This is a genomic window from Aureimonas phyllosphaerae, assembly GCF_900113065.1.
In the GTDB taxonomy this organism is placed as follows: Bacteria; Pseudomonadota; Alphaproteobacteria; order Rhizobiales; family Rhizobiaceae; genus Aureimonas; species Aureimonas phyllosphaerae.
In genome coordinates, this window is the sequence record NZ_FOOA01000002.1 from 102868 (window position 1) to 120902 (window position 18035).

Sequence of the window (18035 nt, forward strand, 5' to 3'; positions counted from 1 at the left end):
GTCAGAGGCAACGTAAAAAGTCGAAATACAATGGCGCGAGTGACGGGGCTCGAACCCGCGACCTCCGGCGTGACAGGCCGGCACTCTAACCAACTGAGCTACACCCGCGCATCGTATTGTGTCGCTGGCGTGTCCGTCAGCGGCATGAGCGGTCGTTTACGGGCTCCCCTTCCGTCTGTCAACGCGCTTTCGCACGTGATTTGAAAACCCATTCCGATCAGTGCGTTCGAAGCGCCTGTGCTGAAGAATCGGCTCGGAGGATGCGCGCTCGAGGGCCCGGACTTCCGGGGCGTGCCCGCGAATCTCGTCACTCAGTGCTATCAGCGGGGAGGCGTGCCCGTGGCCTCTTGACCGATGGTCGGCCAAACGCGTAATCGGTGGCCCCGGAGGGCGATTAGCTCAGTTGGTAGAGCGCCTCGCTTACACCGAGGATGTCGGCAGTTCGAGCCTGTCATCGCCCACCAAGGACTGCACCCAGCGCCACGTGGGGGTTGCACCTTCCGGCCGCTCCAGTCCCTATTCTGATCAAACTAGGCTTCCGTCCCTGTTCACCGACGTTGCGCCGGCCGTGAAGGTCAAGGACGATCGGCTGCTTGTGAATCGAGATCGAGGGATCGAGAAGATTCCGCAGTGGGAATTTCGGTGGTGGTTCGAAGGTTGCGGGTCGACCGTAGAAAGATCGACCGATCGAAAGCCTGAAGGATCGCCCGTCAGCCATGATTTGCGGCCGTCCTTCGGCAGCCGAAGACCCTTCCGATCCGGACCCAGTCTGCATTGTCCGTTATTAAGGTGTAAGTCCGTCCGGAGCGATCCGTCACGGAAACATTCGGACGATGCGGCGCATCACACAGCGAAACCAACCGACGAGCGGCTGTTCGTGGGTCGTCAAAGGAATTCGACGGACCAAGAAAGCATCCGCTCGCGGTTGCTTTTGGCCATCAAGCCAACTCGGAAAAGCAAGATGCCGTCCGGTCAGCCCCGGCCCCTGATCATCCAGGCGGCGGGTCGCGCGACGGCTTGCTCGAATAGCCTCTCCCCGGCTGAGGTGAGATTTCTGCCGAGCCGCCGGTCGATCAGGATGGCGAGGCATGCCGCTCCGGCCGCAATCACCATCGCACCGAACATGTCCAGCGGAAAATGGATGCCGAGATAGACGTGGGACCAAGCCACGATCAGCCCCGCGCAGCCGATGCAGAGCGCATGGCACCAGTGCCGCAGGGCTAACATCACCGCGGCATATGTGAACATGGCGAGCCCATGATTGCTGGGGAAGGAAGGGCTGCCGCGGTGTTCGATGAGTTGGTTGCCGAGAGGGATGAGGAAGGGGCGCTGCGTCGGAACGATCATCCCGATCGCGAAGCTGGCAAGGGCAGCAAGGAGAAGAGCGATAGCGAGGATCGCCTGCCGGCGGACGTCGTGCGTCCCCGTGATCCAAAGAAGCGCGAGGTGGCAGGGAATGACCAACACGACGTAACGGGCGGCGAACTAGGCGAACCAGGCCGTTGCGCCCCATGTGGGCGATCCGGCGTTAATGGCGGAAAAAAGGGTCTGATCGAGCGCGTTCATCGGTGAACGTCCTCCGTGTCGGCTGGGTCTGTCGAAGTGTCGGGAGGGTAGATGAAAATCCGGCCTAGACGCCGAGACGAACGAAAGCGAAGCCACCGAGGAGGGCGACGATTTCCGCCTTGAAGATGATACCCAGTCGCCTCTCGATGAAAGCTCGAACGGATGGTCCGAAGCGATAGAGCAAGCCGGCCACTGCATAGAAGCGGATGCCACTCGCCACGATGCTCGACGAGACGAACACCGCGGGATCGAGCCCGGTCGCGCCGCTCGCGATCGCGACCATCATGAGAGGAAACGGAGTGAGGCCCGCTATGAGGACGATCCAGGCACCCCATTCGTTGTAGGTCATGGCGAACTCGGCGAAGCGGTCACCATAACCGTAGATCGCAAGAAGCGGCTTGGCGACCTCGTCGAACAGGAGCGCCCCGATGAGGTAGCCAAGGATCGCGTCGAGAACCGACATCGTGGTGCAGATGAAGGCGAGCCGCCAAGCTCGGCGACGCTCGGCGACGATCATGGGAAATAAGAGCGCATCCGCGGAACGGGAAAGAATGAGCTTTCCGCAAAAGAAACTAGGCTGAGGGCGTATGTGGCTCGCGGCTTGGCGGACAGACGCAAGGTCGAGTCATAGAGGATTCGGAGCATCGGGCCCCCTTCTGAAATTTCTCAGTCTGCCTTATCACGAGAACCGCACAAGGTGACCCGACGCCTGCGATTTCGACCATGGTTTGCAACCAGGCACCGAACTTGCAGTTTCTTGACCATCTTCCTCTTGCCCCCCCTGCCCCTGCAGCCCCATACCCCGTCCGGGTGCGCGTCCGTACCGGAGGCGCAGGTGTACTCACGTTGGTCGGGCCGCCAGCGATGAGAACCTGTGGACGCCCATGAGTGAACGCTTCTTCGCTGCCATCCCACCCTTCCTCGCGTGGACCAGTGCCGCTCGCCGCGTCGTATCGGTGGCAGCGCGTGGAGGGCCAAATGGGCGACGGCGCACAGCGCGTGGCGTGGTCCGAAATGTCCAAGGCATCGAGCTGCCCTCCCGAATGACCGGTATGACGGCGGGAGGCGGCAGGACGGCGGGATTCAAACGCCGATCCGCTGCGAGGGCGCGCCGACCGCATTTCACCTCTGCAGACGGGGCGGCGCTCCGGTTCGCCGGAATCGAGGTCGATACCGCATGCCGCTGATCGCCTGCATCGCCGTCGCCATCGCTTCCGCCTTGGTCGCGCGGGTCACGGCCCCGCATCTGCGCCATCCCGGATGGGCCCTGGCGACTGTTCCCGCCGCCCTGTTCTGCGTCTTTCTCGGATTGGGATTGAGGCTCGAAGGCGAGGCGTTCCTCACCGAGCGCGTCGAGTGGGTGCCGGCGCTTGGCGTCGCGCTGGGTTTCCGGCTCGACGGCTTCTCGCTCCTGTTCTGCCTGCTGATCACCGGCATCGGCGCACTGGTGACGATCTATGCCGGCGCCTATTTCGCCGATAAGCCACGGGACAAGGGGGCGCGCTTCCTGGCGCTGATTCTTCTGTTCATGGCGGCGATGCTGGGCACGGTCCTGTCGGACAATCTCATCGGCCTCTATGTCTTCTGGGAGCTGACGAGCCTCGTCTCGTTCCTGCTCATCGGCTTCGATTCCCATCAGTCCGCCGCTCGGAAGGCGGCGCTGCAGTCGCTGATCGTGACAGCCGGCGGTGGCCTCTGCCTGTTCGGCGCGATCCTCCTGATCGGTTCCGCGCTCGGCACCTTCAGCCTGTCCGAGGTCGTCGCCCGGGGTGACGAACTGACGGCCTCGCCGCTCGCGCCCGCGATCCTCGTGCTCCTGTGCCTCGGCACGTTCACCAAGTCCGCGCAGGTCCCCTTCCACTTCTGGCTGCCCAATGCGATGCAGGCCCCGACGCCCGCCTCGGCCTATCTCCATTCGGCGACCATGGTGAAGCTCGGCGTCTATCTCCTCGCCCGCTTCGATCAGGCCTTCGCCGGCATGCCCGCCTTCGGCATGACCCTCGTCGTCTTCGGCACGGCGACGCTTCTCGTCGGCGGACTGCGGGCGATGATGCAGTCGGGCTTCAAGGGCGTCCTCGCGCAGTCCACCGTCGGGTCGCTGGGGCTTCTGGTCCTTCTGATCGGTCTTGGCGGCGAGACGGCGGCCGTGGCGACGGTCGGCTTCATCCTGGCGCACGCGCTTTATAAGGCCGCCCTGTTCTTCTGCGCCGGCAACGTGATCCATGCCACGGGCCGGACGCAGATCACGCAGATGGCCGGACTGGGGCGCAAGCTGCCAATGACGGCTCTCGCCGCCGCGGCCGCTGCCCTCTCCATGGCCGGCCTGCCGCCGATGGTCGGCTTCATCGCCAAGGAACTGGTCTTCGAGGCGCAACTGGCCGATGCCGCCGGCACGCTTGCCCTCGCCTTGGCCGTCGTCGGCAACGCGGCCTTCGTCATGGTCGCTCTCCTGTCGGCCATCGATCCGTTCTGGAAGCGGCGCGGGGTCCCGAGCGAGGTGCACCACGCCGACACGCCGGGGCTCGTGGTCGGGCCGCTCGTTCTCTCGGCGCTCGGCCTTCTGTTCGGCCTCGCGCCCGGTCTCGTGGCAAATTCGCTTGTCGTCCCGGCCGCGAGCGCTTTGGCCGGCCGACCGATCGAGGCGTCCTTCTCTCTCTGGCACGGCTTCACGCCGATGCTGGCGCTCAGCGCCGCCGTGGTCGCGCTTGGTGCCGTCCTCTACGCCCTCTGGCCCCGCGTCCACTGGCGCCTCGGCGAATGGCCACCGCTCGTCGCGCTGCTCGGAGACCGCGGCTACTACAGCGTCTTCAACGGCATCCTCAATCTCGCCGAGCGGTCCACGCGCATCCTGCAGAACGGCGACCAGCGTGCCTACACGGCGACGGTCGTTGCGGCGACGCTGACGATCCTAACGCTGGGGCTCGTCTTCGACACTCCGGGCCTTGCCGTCGACATCGACCTCTCGGACCTGCGGATCGCGCCCGTCGCCGTGCTCGCCTTCATGATGATCGGGGCCGTGGCCGCCACGCGAACCCGCTCGCTTCTCACAGCCCTGGTCAGCGTCGGCATCGTCGGCTTCGGCTCCGCGCTCGTGTTCCTGCTCAACGGCGCGCCCGATCTCGCGCTCACGCAGTTCTCGGTCGAGGTTCTCGTGGTGGTGATCCTGACCGCCCTTCTCCTGCGCATTCCGCTGCGGCCGGCCTCGACGCGGACGACGGCGGAGCGCCGCTTGGACCTGGCATTGGCGGGAGGCTTCGGCATCGTCGTCTTCGTCGCCCTCATCGCGATGACGGCCGTGCCGTTCGACCCTCGCCTGTCGGCCTTCTTTGCTGCAGCGAGTTACCCGGAGGCCTGGGGCCGCAACGTCGTGAACGTCATCCTCGTGGACTTCCGCGCGATCGACACACTCGGCGAGATTGCTGTGGTTTGCTTTGCCGCCCTCGGCGCTTGGGGCCTACTGCGCCGCACCGGAAAGACTGGAGGCGCCCGATGAACTCCCTCGTCCTCTCCGCCTTCGCGCGGATCTTCTTCTGGCTGATGATCGCTGTGTCGCTCTACATCCTCTATCGCGGCCACAACGAGCCGGGCGGCGGGTTCGTCGGCGGGCTGATCGGTGCGTCCGGCTTCGCCATCCTGGTGCTCGCCGAAGGCGTCGAGGCGGCGCGTGCCGCGCTGCGCATCCATCCGGTCGCCGCCATGGGAGCCGGGCTCGTCCTTGCGCTCCTGTCCGGTCTGCCGGGCCTCCTTCTGGAGGGGGCGTTCCTCACGCACTGGTGGCTGCATATCGGCAGCTTCCATACCGGGACGGCCCTCCTGTTCGATATCGGGGTCTATCTCGTGGTCGTGGGCGGCATCCTTGCCCTCGTGCTCCGCTTCTACGAGGAGGATGCCCATTCATGAGCCTTGTCTATGCCCTTGCGATCGCGGTCATCTCGGCCTGCGGCGTCTATCTCATGCTGTCGCGCCATGCCGTGCGCATCCTCTTCGGCGTGGCTGTCCTGTCGGCCGCCGTCAACCTTGTGATCCTCTACGCCGGACGGATCGTGTCGACCGTGCCGCCGGTCATTCCCGGCGGCGAGACGGCGCTGGCGGTCGAGGCCGCCAACCCGCTGCCGCAGGCGCTGATCCTTACGGCGATCGTCATCGGCTTCGCCCTGGTCGCCTTCGTCGCCGCTCTCGCCCTCCGACTGCATCGCTCCACCGGAACGCTCGACAACCGCGCCCTCGACGACGCCGAGCGCCTCGGAAGCCCCTTCGTTCCGACGGAGGATCGGCCATGATCGGCGTGCTCGCGAGCAACGCCGTTCTCTGGCCCGTCGCCGTGCCGCTGGCGACGGCCGCCGTGTGCGCTGCGCTTTGGGGGCGGATCGAGGCGCAGCGCGTCGTCTCCTGGATCGGCACGATCCTCCTCTTCGCGGTCTCGCTCGCGCTTCTGTCGCGCACCGTCATGGACGGCATCCAGGCCATCCAGTTCGGCAACTGGGCAGCGCCCTTCGGCGTCACGTTCGCGGCAGATCGACTGGGCGCGGCGATGGCCGCGATCACCGGCCTCATGGCGCTCGCCACCATGATCTTCGGGCTCGCCGACATCCGGCGGCGCGAGGAAGAGGCGGGCTTCCACGTCCTCTTCCACGGCATGCTGGCCGGGGTGAACGGCGCCTTCCTGACGGGCGACATCTTCAATCTCTACGTCTGGTTCGAGATCATGCTCATCACCGCGATGGGCCTTCTCTCCATCCGCCGCACGCGGGCGCAACTCGACGGCACGCTGAAATACGCCGTTCTCAACCTCTTCTCGACGCTGCTCTTCCTCCTGGCGGTCGCGCTCCTCTACGGGGCCGCTGGTACGCTCAATATGGCCGATCTCGGCCGCGTCCTGCCAACGCTGCCGCCTTCCGCGACGCTCACCGTCTCGGCGCTCCTGTTCCTGGCGGGGTTCGGCATCAAGGCGGGCTACTTCCCGCTGTTCTTCTGGTTGCCGGCCTCCTACCACACGGCCTCGATCACGATCGCGGCGATCTTCGCCGGCCTTCTCACCAAGGTCGGCGTCTACGCCTGCTATCGCGTCTTCACGCTGATCTTCGCGGTCGATGGCTCGGGCCTGCGGGACATTCTCGCGGTCATGGCGGCCGGCACGATGCTGTTCGGCGTCTTCGGTGCGGCCGTGCAGTGGGATGTCCGGCGCATCCTGTCGTTCCACATCGTCAGCCAGATCGGCTACATGCTGCTCGGCCTGGCGCTCGCTACGCCCGCCGGGCTCGCGGGCGGCGTCTTCTACATCGTCCACCACATCGTGGTGAAGGCGAACCTCTTCCTGATCGCGGGCGCGATCCACCGCGCGTCCGGCACCTTCGACCTTCGGCGCTCCGGCGGGCTCCTGAAGCGCTCGCCGCTGCTTGCCATGCTCTTTCTCGTTCCCGCCCTGTCGCTCGGCGGCATCCCGCCACTGTCGGGCTTCTGGGCGAAGTTCATGGTGATCGACGCGGCGGTGAAGGACCAGGCCTGGTGGCTGGTCGGCGTCTCGCTCTTCGTCGGCATCCTGACCCTCTACTCGATGACGAAGATCTGGATGGAAGCCTTCTGGAAGAGCCCCGTCCTACCCCGCGAGGCGGCACGGCCAGTTCCGCGTCCGATGCTGGTTGCAATCGCTCTCCTGTCCGCCGTCACGGTCGTGATCGGTCTCGTGGCCCAGCCCTTTGTCCTCTATGTCAACGAGGCGGCAGCCGGGCTTGCCGACCCCGCCGGCTACATCGACGCCGTGCTCGGGCCGGGCATGGCGGCGCGCCCGGGAGCGACCCCATGAGATCATCGCTCGTCACCCGCGCCTGGGATTGTGTGGTCCTAGCAGCCGTCTTCCAACGAGAGCTTCTCAAATCGTCGGTCGCGGTGGCCCAGGCAGCCTTCGCCCGCGAGCCACGCACGGCCTCGGCCATCATCGCCATGCCGATCCGCCTTCGCACCGAATTCGGCATCGCGGTGCTCGCCAACATGGTCACGCTGACGCCCGGCACCTGCTCGCTGCACATCAGCGACGACCGGCGCACCCTGTTCATTCACAGCCTCGATGCCGACGATCCGGAGGCGATCGTCGCCGACATCCGCTCGACGTTCGAGGACCGCATCCGGAGGATCGAGGGATGATCGAAACCCTCTCGAACGCCCTCGACTGGCTGAGCGCATCCTTGGTCGTCGTCCTGATGGTGCCGCTGGCGCTGACCTTCTGGCGCATGGTGCGCGGGCCCGGCTATGCCGACCGCTTCATCGCGATCGACATGCTGACGGGCATCGCGGTCGCGATCGCCGCCTTGACGGCGGGCACGACGGGGCGGCGGGAGTTCCTCGACGTCGCCTTCGGGATCGCGCTGATCTCCTTCGTCGCGACCTGCGCCCTTGCCGCTTTTCTCGAGCGCAAGGGAAGCCGCCGATGATCGTCCTGTCGCTCGCCTCCTTCATGTCGAAGCTCGTCGGCGTCGTCTTCCTGTTCGCCGCCGCCGTCGGGCTGATCCGTTTCTCCGATCCGCTGCAACGGATGCACGCGGCCACGAAAGCGGGAACGCTGGGCGCGGGATTCATCGTCCTCGGCGTCGTTCTCCAGCTCCAACGGTTGGACGTAACGCTGACGGGGCTCGCGGTCGTCCTGTTCCTGCTCCTGACCATCCCGGTTGCCGGCCACCTCCTCGGTCGGGCCGCCTATGTCTCGGGCGCCGACATCGGCGGGCTGAGAGGCGGCGATGCGCTGGAGGGCGTGCTCGATCGTCATCCGGGGGCGCTCGAAGCCCGCATCGGAGAGACGGCAGCACAGGTCGAGGCGCAATAGACGACGCAGCGTTGATGGACTCACGCGGCTGGCAGAAAGCCATTCAGCTTGTTCGTCTGCCGCAGATCTCTGGGAGGTAGCGACGAAGTTCAGCTTTCAGCGAACCGGTGTCGGATCACGGACGAAGGTTCGCCGCAGAGCCGGTTGGGCTCCGCGGCGACAGACGGTTACGTGAACCAGAGGCGGAAGACGCGTCAGCTGCGCGGCTTGACGTTCTCCGGATCGTACAGGGGCTTGTAACCGACCGCAGCGACCTCGACCGGGAACGTGTCGCCGAAGTACTCGACGTCGAGCTTGCGTCCGATCTCGCAATGGCTCCACGGCAGGTAGGCGAGTGCAATGTTCTTTCCGATCGTCGGTCCGTACGCGACCGACGTCGTGAAGGAGCGGCGACCGAGTTCGTCGACCAGCGTCTCGCCCGTCTTCGGATCGAGAACCGGCATGGTACCGACGGGGTAACGCGCGATGCCCTTCGAGTCGTTGTTGTCGGTCATCACCAGCGTGCAGAGCATCGCCGGCTGGTTGGCGCGGGCCCGATACTCGATGTGCTTGGCCTTGCCGCGGAAGTCGGCTTCCTTGACCTTCGGGCGGGCAAGGTCGGCTTCGAGAAGATTGTACTCGGTGAGGAGGTCCGCGTTCTGCAGGCGCAGGCTCTTCTCCATGCGACGCGTGTTCGCATAGGTCTCGACCCCGACCGCGATCGCGCCGGTGGACCGAAGAGCGTCCCAGACGGCCAGCCCGTCCTCGTAAGCCATGTGCAGTTCCCAGCCCTGTTCGCCAACATACGAGATGCGGAACGCCGTGACGGACTTGCCGGCGATGGTGATCGGCTTGATCGCGGCGAACGGGAAGTTCTCGGGCGACAGGACGGACGGGTCCTCCAGCAGCTTGCCGAGGTTCTCGCGGGCGTTCGGACCCCAGATGCCGATCGTGATGTACTTTTCGGAGACGTCCGTGATCGTCACGTCGAGGCCGCGGTCGGCGGCGGTGCGCCGCATGTACTGGAAGTCGCGCGGCCCAGCGTCGGCGCCGTTGATCATGCGGATGCGGTCAGCCATGCGGATGACCGTGAAGTCGGCCCGTACCATGCCCTCGTCGTCGAGGAAGTGGGTGTAGATGCCCTTCCCGATATTGGCGTCGCCCCCGATCTTGGCGGCGCACAGCCACTCCATCAGCTCGACGTGGTCCAGACCCTCGATGTCCGTGATCGAGAAGTGCGACAGGTTGATGATGCCGCAGCTCTCGCTCATCTCGAGATGCTCGGCGTTCGAGACGCGCCAGAAATGGCGGTTGTCCCACTCGTTCTCGCGAACCGGAATGCGGTTGCCGTGCTTCTCCAGAAGGTGCTCGTTCGCGGCGTAGCCATGGGCACGCTCCCAGCCGCCGAGCTCCATGAAGTAGCCGCCTAGTTCCTTCTCGCGCTCGTGGAAGGGTGAGCGTCGAATGCCGCGGCCGCCCGCGAAGGGCTCGCGCGGATGCACGGGCGGATTGTAGATCTTGCGCGCCGTCTCGGTGCAGCGCTCCTCGATGAACTTCTCGTCGAGCTGGAAGCTGGCGAAGCGTGCGAAGTCGATCCGGTTGTGATCGATTGCGGTGCGCCCGTCCGTCATCCAGTCGGCGATGAGCTTGCCCATGCCCGGGCCGTCCTTGACCCAGATGCCGACGCAGTACCAGAGGCCCCGCACCTTCTGGCTCTCGCCCATGGACGGGCCGCCGTCGGTGGTCGTCTGGAGAAGGCCGTTGAAGGAGTGGCCTTCATTATAGCCGAGCTCGCCGAGGATCGGCGTCAGTTCCATCGCGCGCTCGAGTGGCTCGATGACCTGCTCCATGTCGAGGTCACGCTGCGAGGGCGAAAGCCGGGCCTGATGCTTTTCGAGGAGCTCGCGCGGGTGCACAAGACGAACGTCGTTCTCCTCGTAGTAACCCCATTCGATCTGGCCGCCCTCGGCGGTCTTCGGATCGCCGGTGTCGCGCAGGTAGGCCGAGTTGCCCTGATCGCGGAGCAGCGGATAGCCGATCTCCTTGCCGCTGCCCGCGAACTCCTCGTAGGGACCGAAGAACGTCAGAGGGTGGTCGACCGGCATCACCGGCAGGTCCTCGCCCGCCATCTCGGCGATCAGGCGGCCCCACAGGCCCGCGCAGACGACGACGCGGTCGGCCATGATCGTGCCGCGGCTGGTGACGACGCCCTTGATGCGACCGTCCTCGATCACGAGGGACTGGGCCGACGTATTGGCGAAGGCCTGCAGCTTGCCCGCGTCGACCGCTTGGTCGACGAGCTTGCCGGCGACCGTCTGCGAGCGCGGAATTACGAGGCCGGCGTCGGGGTCCCAGAGCCCACCCTGCACGACGCTTTCCTCGATCAGCGGCATCTTCGCCTTGATCTCGGCCGGCTCGATGAGGCGCGCACGCGTGCCGAAGGCCTTGGCCGAGGCGACCTTTCGCCGGATCTCGTCCATGCGCTCGTCGTCGCCGACGCGCGCGACCTCGAGACCGCCGACACGAGCGTAATGCCCCATCTTCTCGAAGAAATCGATCGAGTAGAGCGTCGTCCAGCAGCTCAGGAAGTCATGGCTGGTCGTGTAGCAGAAGTCGGACGCGTGGGCGGTTGAGCCGATGTCGGTCGGGATGCCCGACTTGTCGATGCCGACGATATCGTCCCAGCCGCGCTCGACGAGGTGATGCGCAATCGAGGCGCCGACGATCCCGCCCAGTCCGATGATGACGACCCGCGCCTTTTCGGGGAAAGCAGCCATGTCCTTCTGTCCTTCAGTTCGCTGAGCGGAGGCGCGGCGCGCCGATGGCGTTCTGCGAGAGATTCACGGCGTGAAAACGACCGTGCGATGATGATTGAGCATGACGCGGCCTTCGAGGTGATACTTCACGCCCCGCGCGAGTACGCGAGACTCGATGTCGCGTCCGGCGGCTACGAAGTCGTCGCCCGTCATCGCATGCGTGACGCGCTCGGTTTCCTGCTCGATGATCGGCCCCTCGTCGAGATCGGCCGTCACGTAGTGCGCCGTCGCACCGATCAGCTTTACCCCGCGCTCATGCGCCTGATGATAGGGTTTGGCGCCCTTGAAGCTCGGCAGGAAGGAATGGTGGATGTTGATCACCATGCCGAACAGCCGGTTCGACAGATCGTTGGAGAGCACCTGCATGTAGCGGGCGAGAACGACGAGTTCGGCGCCGGTCGTCTGAACGAGCTCGATCAGCTGCACCTCCCGTTCGGCCTTGTTCTCCTTGTTGACCGGCCAATAGTGGAAGGGAATGCCCTCCTGCTCGGCGGTGCGGCGTGAGTCCTCGTGGTTGGACACGATCGCCGCCACCTCGGCGTTCAGCCAGCCGACCTTGATCTGGTAGAGGAGGTGCAGGAGCGCGTGGTCGAACTTCGAGACCATGATGATGATCTTCGGCCGCCGCGACAGGTCCTCGACCTTGATGCGCATGTCGAAGCGGTCGACCGACGGCTTCAGCGCCAGATCGAGCACCGACTGCGTGGTGGCTTCGGGCGCCGCCACCGCGATGCGCACGAACAGCTGGTTCGTCTGGCGATCACAGAACTGGTTGGCTTCGACGATGTTCGCGCCGCGCGAGGCGAGCGCGGTGGCCAGCGCCGCCGTGATCCCCGGCTGGTCGAGACAGCTGAGCTTGAGGATGAACTTGTTCTCGGCCATCACGGACTACTCGACTGGAGGGGAACAAATGCCTCGAGCGCTGTCCCGGCGGCATGCCTGAAGGGCGGGTCCGGCTCGTGAGGGGTAGCATTGCGACAGCAGATGCGGCCCGGACAGGATGTTTGCGTCAAAGCCGGATTAGCAGTACGACAGCCGGGGCGAGAGCGCGCGGCGAGGTAGAGCTGATGGACGCTAAGGTGGGCGAAATCCGCACAAGTTCGCCGGCTTCTGCGGTCTACAAGCCGCGAAAGTCGACGGCGCGCCTGTCCGTCGGTTTCATCCTCGCCAAACGCTTCACGCTCTGCGCCTTCGCCAACTTCGTCGACGTCCTCCGCCTTGCGGCGGACGAGGGCGACCGCAGTCGCCCCATCATGTGCAACTGGAACGTCCTGTCGGACACGATGAGCGCGATTCCGTCGAGCAGCGGCGTGTCGGTGCAGCCGAACGAGCGCCTCGGGGATCCGACGAAATTCGACTATCTGGTGGTCGTCGGCGGCGTCATGGACGACCTGACGGGGCTGGGGTCCGCCTACGTCTCCTATCTCACGCAGGCCGCCGCCGCGGGCGTTCCCTTGATCGGGTTGTGCACCGGCGGCTTCCTCCTGCACAAGGCGGGGCTGATGAAAGGCTACCGCTGCTGCGTCAGCTGGTTCCATCACGCCGACTTCCTCGAACAGTTCGACGGGCTGGATCCCGTCTCCGACCAGATCTTTATCGACGACGGCGAGCGCCTGACCTGCTCGGGCGGTGCCAGTTCGGCGCATCTGGCGGCCTATCTCGTGGAACGCCACGTCGGCCGGGCGCAGGCGAGCAAGAGCCTCCACATCATGATCATCGATGATGCCCTGCGGCCGGAGAAACCCCAGCCCGGCGTGTCGATGGATATCTCGACGCGCGATCCAATGGTGATGCGTGCGCTGCTCCTGATGCAGCAGAACATCGACACGCCTCTGTCGGTCGCCGAACTCGCCAAGCGGATGGGGCACAGCAAGCGCCAGCTGGAGCGGCACTTCCGCTCGGCGCTCGGGGCCTCCCCGCAGGCGGCCTTCCTGCAGATCCGGCTGACCTTTGCGCGCCATCTTATCGAGACGACCGACAAGCTCGTGGCTTCGATCGCGGTCGAATGCGGCTTCTGCGATTCCTCGCATCTCAGCCGCATGTTCCGCCAGCGCTTCGACATGACGCCGCAGGAGGTCCGTCGTCACGCGCAGCAGTCCGCTTCGATCGGTGAAGCGCAGGCCGCCTGATTCCGTCGATCGACAGCGCCGTCGCGTTCCCCGCCTTCCGTTCCCGGCCGCCTCGACTGGGGCGCATTGCTGGTTCTTAAAGTGCGACCCGATTGACGCAAATGTCCTGTCTCCGGCAGGGCATTGTCGCAATGATACCCCGGCAATGGTCGTTTGAGGTTCGCGATGACCCGCTTCTCCTTCCCTTCGCTCGTGGCGAATGCGCTGTCCGGCCACAAGAACTGGAAGCCGCAATGGCCTGATGCCGAGCCGAAGGCCGAGTACGACGCCATCATCGTCGGTGCCGGCGGCCACGGGCTCGGCGCGGCTTACTACCTCGCCAAGGAGCACGGCATCACCAATGTCGCGGTGATCGAGAAGGGCTGGCTCGGCGGCGGCAACACCGGCCGCAACACGACCATCATCCGCTCGAACTATCTCTATGACGAGAGCGCGATGCTCTATGAGCATTCGATGAAGCTCTGGGAAAACCTCACCCAGGAGCTGAACTACAACGTCATGTTCTCGCAGCGGGGCGTGATGATGCTCGCGCACAACGTGCACGACGTTCAGAGCTTCAAGCGGCACGTCCATTCGAACCGCCTGAACGGCATCGACAACGAATGGCTGACGGCGGAAGAAGCCAAAGAATTCTGCCCGCCGCTCGATATCTCACCGAACGCGCGCTACCCCGTGATGGGCGCGGCGCTTCAGCGTCGCGGCGGTGTGGCGCGGCACGACGCGGTCGCCTGGGGCTACGCGCGCGGCGCGGCGGCGATGGGCGTCGACATCATCCAGAACTGCCCGGTGACGGCGATCCGCCGCGATGCCGCCGGTCACGTGTCCGGCGTCGAGACCGCGCGGGGCTTCATCAAGGCGAAGCGGGTGGGCGTCTCCGCCGCCGGCAACACGTCGGTCGTCATGGAGTCGGCTGGCGTCCGACTCCCGCTCGAGAGCTATCCGCTCCAGGCGCTGGTGTCGGAGCCGGTTAAGCCGATCTTCCCCTGCGTCGTCATGTCTAACACGGTGCACGCCTACATCTCGCAGTCCGACAAGGGCGAACTCGTCATCGGCTCAGGCACCGATCAGTACGTCTCCTACAGCCAGCGCGGCGGCCTGCCGCTGATCGAGCACACGGTCGCCGCGATCTGCGAGATCTTCCCGATCTTCACGCGCATGCGGATGCTGCGCAAATGGGGCGGCATCGTCGACGTCACGCCGGATCGCTCGCCGATCATCGGCAAGACTCCGGTTCCGGGCCTCTTCGTGAACTGCGGCTGGGGCACCGGCGGCTTCAAGGCGACGCCGGGTTCGGCCAACGTCTTCGCCCACACGATCGCGCGCGGCGAACCGCATCGGATCAACGCGCCATTCACGCTGGAGCGCTTCGGCACGGGCCGGCTGATCGACGAGGCGGCCGCGGCCGCGGTCGCGCACTAAGAGGGGGTCCGGACCATGCTTCTCATCCGTTGCCCCTACTGCCGCTGCGAGCGGCCCGAGGTCGAGTTCGCCTATGGCGGCCAGGCGCATATCGCGCGCCCCGAGAACCCGTCCGTCCTCTCCGACGACGAATGGCGCGACTTTCTTTACATCCGCGACAACCCGCGCGGTAAGCACCACGAGCGCTGGCGCCACATCCATGGCTGCGGACGCTTCTTCAACGCCATCCGCGACACCGTCACCGACAAGTTCCTGACGACCTACGAGGCCGGCAAGCCGCGTCCCGAAGACGCCGAAGCCGAGGAGATCCGGGCATGAGCGATTTCCGCGTTGCCAATCGCGGCCGGGTGAACCGCAACCGGCGCGTCAGCTTCTCCTTCAACGGGCAGACGTTCAACGGATTCGAGGGCGATACGGTCGCCTCGGCCCTGCTCGCCAACGGCGTCCACCTCGTCGGCCGCTCGTTCAAGTACCATCGCCCGCGCGGCATCCTCTCGGCCGGCTCGGAAGAGCCGAACGCGCTGCTCGGCGTCGCCCGCGGGCCGGGCCGCTTCGAGCCGAACACGCGCGCGACCGTGCTCGAAATTTCGAACGGGCTGAAGACGTCGAGCCAGAACCACTGGCCGTCGCTGAAGCGCGACGTCGGAGCGGTGAACGACGCCCTGTACATGCTGTTCTCGGCGGGCTTCTACTACAAGACCTTCATGTGGCCGAAGTCCTTCTGGAACAAGGTCTACGAACCGGTGATCCGCGGCGCCGCAGGCCTCGGCAAGTCTCCGACCGAGCCCGATCCCGACCGCTACTCCAGCCGCTTCGTGCATTGCGACGTGCTGGTTGTCGGCTCCGGTCCGGCGGGTCTCGCGGCCGCGCTCGAAGCCGGGCGCTCGGGTGCGAAGGTGATGCTGGTCGACGAGCAGGCCGAGTTCGGCGGGTCTCTCCTGTCCGAAACCGACGCGTCGATCGATGGCGGGACGGGCTGGACCTTCCTCGAGAAGGCGGTCGGCGAGCTTTCGGCGATGCCGAACGTCACGCTCCTGCCGCGGACCACGGCCTTCGGCTACTACCACCAGAACTTCGTCGGCCTTTGCCAACGTTTGACCGACCACCTTCCGTCCGCTCCCGACGGCGCCCCGCGCGAGCGCATGTGGAAGGTGCGCGCCAAGCAGGTCGTCCTCGCTCAGGGGTCGATCGAGCGCCCGCTCGTCTTCCACGGCAACGACAGGCCCGGCGTCATGCTCGCGGGCTCCGCGCGCAGCTACCTCAACCGCTACGGCGTGAAGGTCGGCAACGAGGTCGTCGTCGTCACCAGCCACGACAGCGCATGGCTTGCCGCGCTCGACCTCGCAAGGGCCGGCGTGAAGGTGTCGGCGATCGTTGACATCCGGTCCATCGTCGACGCCGAACTGAAGGCGGAAGCGGAAGCGGCCGGAATCGAAGTCCTGCAGGGCTGGACCGTGACCGGAACCAAGGGACGCCTGCGCGTCGAGTCGGTCCGCGTCACGCCGGTCAACGGCGGCGCGGCCCAGGCCCGCACCCTGTCCTGCGACGCGCTGCTGATGAGCGGCGGCTGGACGCCGAGCCTTCACCTCTTCTCCCACACGCAGGGCAAACTGGAATGGCGCGAGGACGGTCAGACCTTCCTTCCCGCCACCCAGAAGGAAGAGTGCCGCTGCGTCGGTGCCGGAAACGGCGATTTCGGCCTGGCCAACGCTCTGGCGGGCGGCGCCAATGCCGGTGCGGCGGCGGCCTTCGACGCAGGGTTCCCCACCCGCTCGAGCACCTACGAGGTCGGAGGCGAGCGCCGCCTGACGGGCGTCACCAGCCGTGAACTGCCGACCGACCTCAACCCTTCGAAGGCGAAGGCCTTCGTCGACTTCCAGAACGACGTGACCGCCAAGGACATCCGCCTGGCCGTGCGCGAGGGCTTCCGCTCCATCGAGCACATCAAGCGCTACACCACCAACGGCATGGCGACCGACCAGGGCAAGACGTCCAACATCAACGGTCTCGCCATCGCGTCCGACGCCGTGCAGCGCCCTGCCCCGGCCGTCGGTCTCACGACCTTCCGGCCTCCCTACACGCCGACGACCTTCGGCGCTTTCTGCGGCTACAACCGTGGCCGCCTGTTCGACGTGACGCGCAAGACCGCGATCGACGCCTGGGCGGAGGAGCACGGCGCGGTGTTCGAGCCGGTATCGCTGTGGCGGCGCGCCTGGTACTTCCCGAAGACCGGCGAGGACATGCACACCGCTGTCGCCCGCGAATGCAAGGCGACGCGCGAGTCCGTAGGTATCTTCGACGCTTCGACGCTCGGCAAGATCGAGATCGTGGGTCCCGACGCGGCCGAATTCCTGAACCGGATGTACACCAACCCCTGGACGAAGCTCGAGCCCGGCCGCACGCGCTATGGCGTGCTGCTCGGCGAGGACGGCTTCATCCGCGACGACGGCGTGATCGGTCCCCTGTCAAAGGACCGCTTCCACGTGACGACGACGACGGGCGGTGCCGCTCGCGTGCTCAACATGATGGAGGACTATCTCCAGACGGAGTTCCCCGAGCTCCGGGTCTGGCTGACCTCCACCACCGAGCAGTGGTCGGTGATCGCGCTGAACGGCCCGAACGCCCGCAAGCTCCTGGAACCGTTGATCGAGGGCATCGACCTGTCGGATGACGCCTTCCCGCACATGTCGATCGCCGAAGGCAAGATCGCCGGGGTACCGACGCGCCTCTTCCGCATGAGCTTCACCGGAGAGCGCGGCTACGAGGTCAACGTGCCCGCACGCTTCGGCCGCGCGATCTGGGAAAAGCTGATCGAGGCCGGCAAGCCCTATGGCATCACACCCTATGGCACCGAGGCGATGCACGTGCTGCGCGCCGAGAAGGGCTACATCATCGTCGGGCAGGACACGGACGGCACGTTGACGCCGGACGACGCGGGCCTCGGCTGGGCCATCGGGAAGGCAAAACCCGACTTCGTCGGCAAACGCTCGCTGAGCCGGCCCGACATGCTGAAGGCCGATCGCAAGCAACTCGTCGGCCTCCTGACCGAGGACCCGAAGACGGTCCTCGAGGAAGGGGCGCAGATCGTCCTCGACCCGAACCAGCCTGTGCCGATGAAGATGGTCGGACACGTGACGTCCTCCTACTGGAGCGTCGCGCTCGGCCGGTCCATCGCACTCGCGGTGGTCGAAGGCGGCCAGGGACGCATGGGTGAGACCGTCCACATCCCGATGCCGAACGAGACGCTTCGTGCGACGGTGACCGGCACGGTCTTCTTCGATCCCGACAACTCGCGCCTGAGCGCCTGAG

At 65.9% G+C, this 18035-nt stretch carries 15 protein-coding genes and 2 tRNA genes; 12 read left to right on the top strand and 5 right to left on the bottom strand.

All coding sequences use genetic code 11. From position 1 onward, the window contains the following. Positions 1-31: 31 nt before the first annotated feature. A tRNA-Asp gene (locus tag BM175_RS03565) sits at positions 32-108 on the bottom strand. Positions 109-388: 280 nt separating this feature from the next. Between BM175_RS03565 and BM175_RS03570 the strand changes: the two genes are divergently transcribed. Next, a tRNA-Val gene (locus tag BM175_RS03570) sits at positions 389-464 on the top strand. A gap of 508 nt (positions 465-972) precedes the next feature. Here the strand turns inward: BM175_RS03570 and BM175_RS03575 are convergent. Beyond that, positions 973-1467 (bottom strand): phosphatase PAP2 family protein, encoded by a 495-nt coding sequence (locus BM175_RS03575; RefSeq protein ID WP_090959415.1) that lies wholly within the window; start codon positions 1465-1467, stop codon positions 973-975. Positions 1468-1630: 163 nt separating this feature from the next. Beyond that, a complete protein-coding gene (locus BM175_RS03580) occupies positions 1631-2083 on the bottom strand; it encodes a YqaA family protein (protein ID WP_342029183.1) in 453 nt (150 codons plus the stop codon). 660 nt (positions 2084-2743) lie between these two features. On the opposite strand from BM175_RS03580, the gene mbhE reads away from it, so the two are divergent. Genes mbhE through mnhG form a run of 7 tightly spaced genes read left to right on the top strand, consistent with a single transcriptional unit; the run spans position 2744 to position 8383 of the window. Then, positions 2744-5059 (top strand): hydrogen gas-evolving membrane-bound hydrogenase subunit E, encoded by a 2316-nt coding sequence (gene mbhE, locus BM175_RS03585; RefSeq protein WP_210185766.1) that lies wholly within the window; start codon positions 2744-2746, stop codon positions 5057-5059. Beyond that, the gene (locus BM175_RS03590; RefSeq protein ID WP_090959418.1) at positions 5056-5466 is read left to right on the top strand and encodes an MnhB domain-containing protein; all 411 of its coding nucleotides are present in this window, start codon (positions 5056-5058) and stop codon (positions 5464-5466) included. Before mbhE ends, BM175_RS03590 begins: the two co-directional genes overlap by 4 nt. Further along, the gene (locus BM175_RS03595) at positions 5463-5846 is read left to right on the top strand and encodes an NADH-quinone oxidoreductase subunit K (RefSeq protein ID WP_090959421.1); all 384 of its coding nucleotides are present in this window, start codon (positions 5463-5465) and stop codon (positions 5844-5846) included. Before BM175_RS03590 ends, BM175_RS03595 begins: the two co-directional genes overlap by 4 nt. Next, positions 5843-7369, top strand: a complete 1527-nt coding sequence (locus BM175_RS03600; protein ID WP_090959424.1) for a proton-conducting transporter transmembrane domain-containing protein — start codon at positions 5843-5845, stop codon at positions 7367-7369. The genes BM175_RS03595 and BM175_RS03600 overlap by 4 nt, the downstream gene beginning before the upstream one ends. Continuing rightward, the gene (locus BM175_RS03605) at positions 7366-7707 is read left to right on the top strand and encodes a Na+/H+ antiporter subunit E (RefSeq protein ID WP_090959426.1); all 342 of its coding nucleotides are present in this window, start codon (positions 7366-7368) and stop codon (positions 7705-7707) included. The genes BM175_RS03600 and BM175_RS03605 overlap by 4 nt, the downstream gene beginning before the upstream one ends. Further along, a complete protein-coding gene (locus tag BM175_RS03610) occupies positions 7704-7994 on the top strand; it encodes an MrpF/PhaF family protein (RefSeq protein WP_090959429.1) in 291 nt (96 codons plus the stop codon). The genes BM175_RS03605 and BM175_RS03610 overlap by 4 nt, the downstream gene beginning before the upstream one ends. Beyond that, positions 7991-8383: a monovalent cation/H(+) antiporter subunit G gene (gene mnhG / locus BM175_RS03615; protein ID WP_175526745.1), complete on the top strand. Its 393-nt coding sequence runs from the start codon at positions 7991-7993 to the stop codon at positions 8381-8383. Before BM175_RS03610 ends, mnhG begins: the two co-directional genes overlap by 4 nt. A 194-nt stretch (positions 8384-8577) precedes the next feature. Here the strand turns inward: mnhG and BM175_RS03620 are convergent, their stop codons facing one another. Beyond that, positions 8578-11139, bottom strand: a complete 2562-nt coding sequence (locus BM175_RS03620) for a GcvT family protein (protein WP_090959431.1) — start codon at positions 11137-11139, stop codon at positions 8578-8580. 63 nt (positions 11140-11202) lie between these two features. After that, positions 11203-12060: a formyltetrahydrofolate deformylase gene (gene purU / locus BM175_RS03625; protein ID WP_090959434.1), complete on the bottom strand. Its 858-nt coding sequence runs from the start codon at positions 12058-12060 to the stop codon at positions 11203-11205. A 185-nt stretch (positions 12061-12245) separates the two neighbouring features. Here purU and BM175_RS03630 point away from each other — a divergent pair, with 185 nt between their 5' ends. From BM175_RS03630 to BM175_RS03645, 4 genes are all read left to right on the top strand, one after another. Beyond that, positions 12246-13307 (top strand): GlxA family transcriptional regulator, encoded by a 1062-nt coding sequence (locus BM175_RS03630; protein ID WP_090959437.1) that lies wholly within the window; start codon positions 12246-12248, stop codon positions 13305-13307. A gap of 165 nt (positions 13308-13472) precedes the next feature. Then, complete coding sequence (locus tag BM175_RS03635; RefSeq protein ID WP_090959440.1) at positions 13473-14726, top strand: sarcosine oxidase subunit beta family protein; 1254 nt, start codon at positions 13473-13475, stop codon at positions 14724-14726. Positions 14727-14741: 15 nt separating this feature from the next. Next, positions 14742-15044, top strand: a complete 303-nt coding sequence (locus BM175_RS03640) for a sarcosine oxidase subunit delta (protein ID WP_090959443.1) — start codon at positions 14742-14744, stop codon at positions 15042-15044. Then, positions 15041-18034 carry a sarcosine oxidase subunit alpha gene (locus BM175_RS03645; RefSeq protein WP_090959446.1) on the top strand — a complete coding sequence of 998 codons (2994 nt, stop codon included), beginning with the start codon at positions 15041-15043 and terminating at the stop codon, positions 18032-18034. The genes BM175_RS03640 and BM175_RS03645 overlap by 4 nt, the downstream gene beginning before the upstream one ends. Position 18035 lies beyond the last annotated feature (1 nt).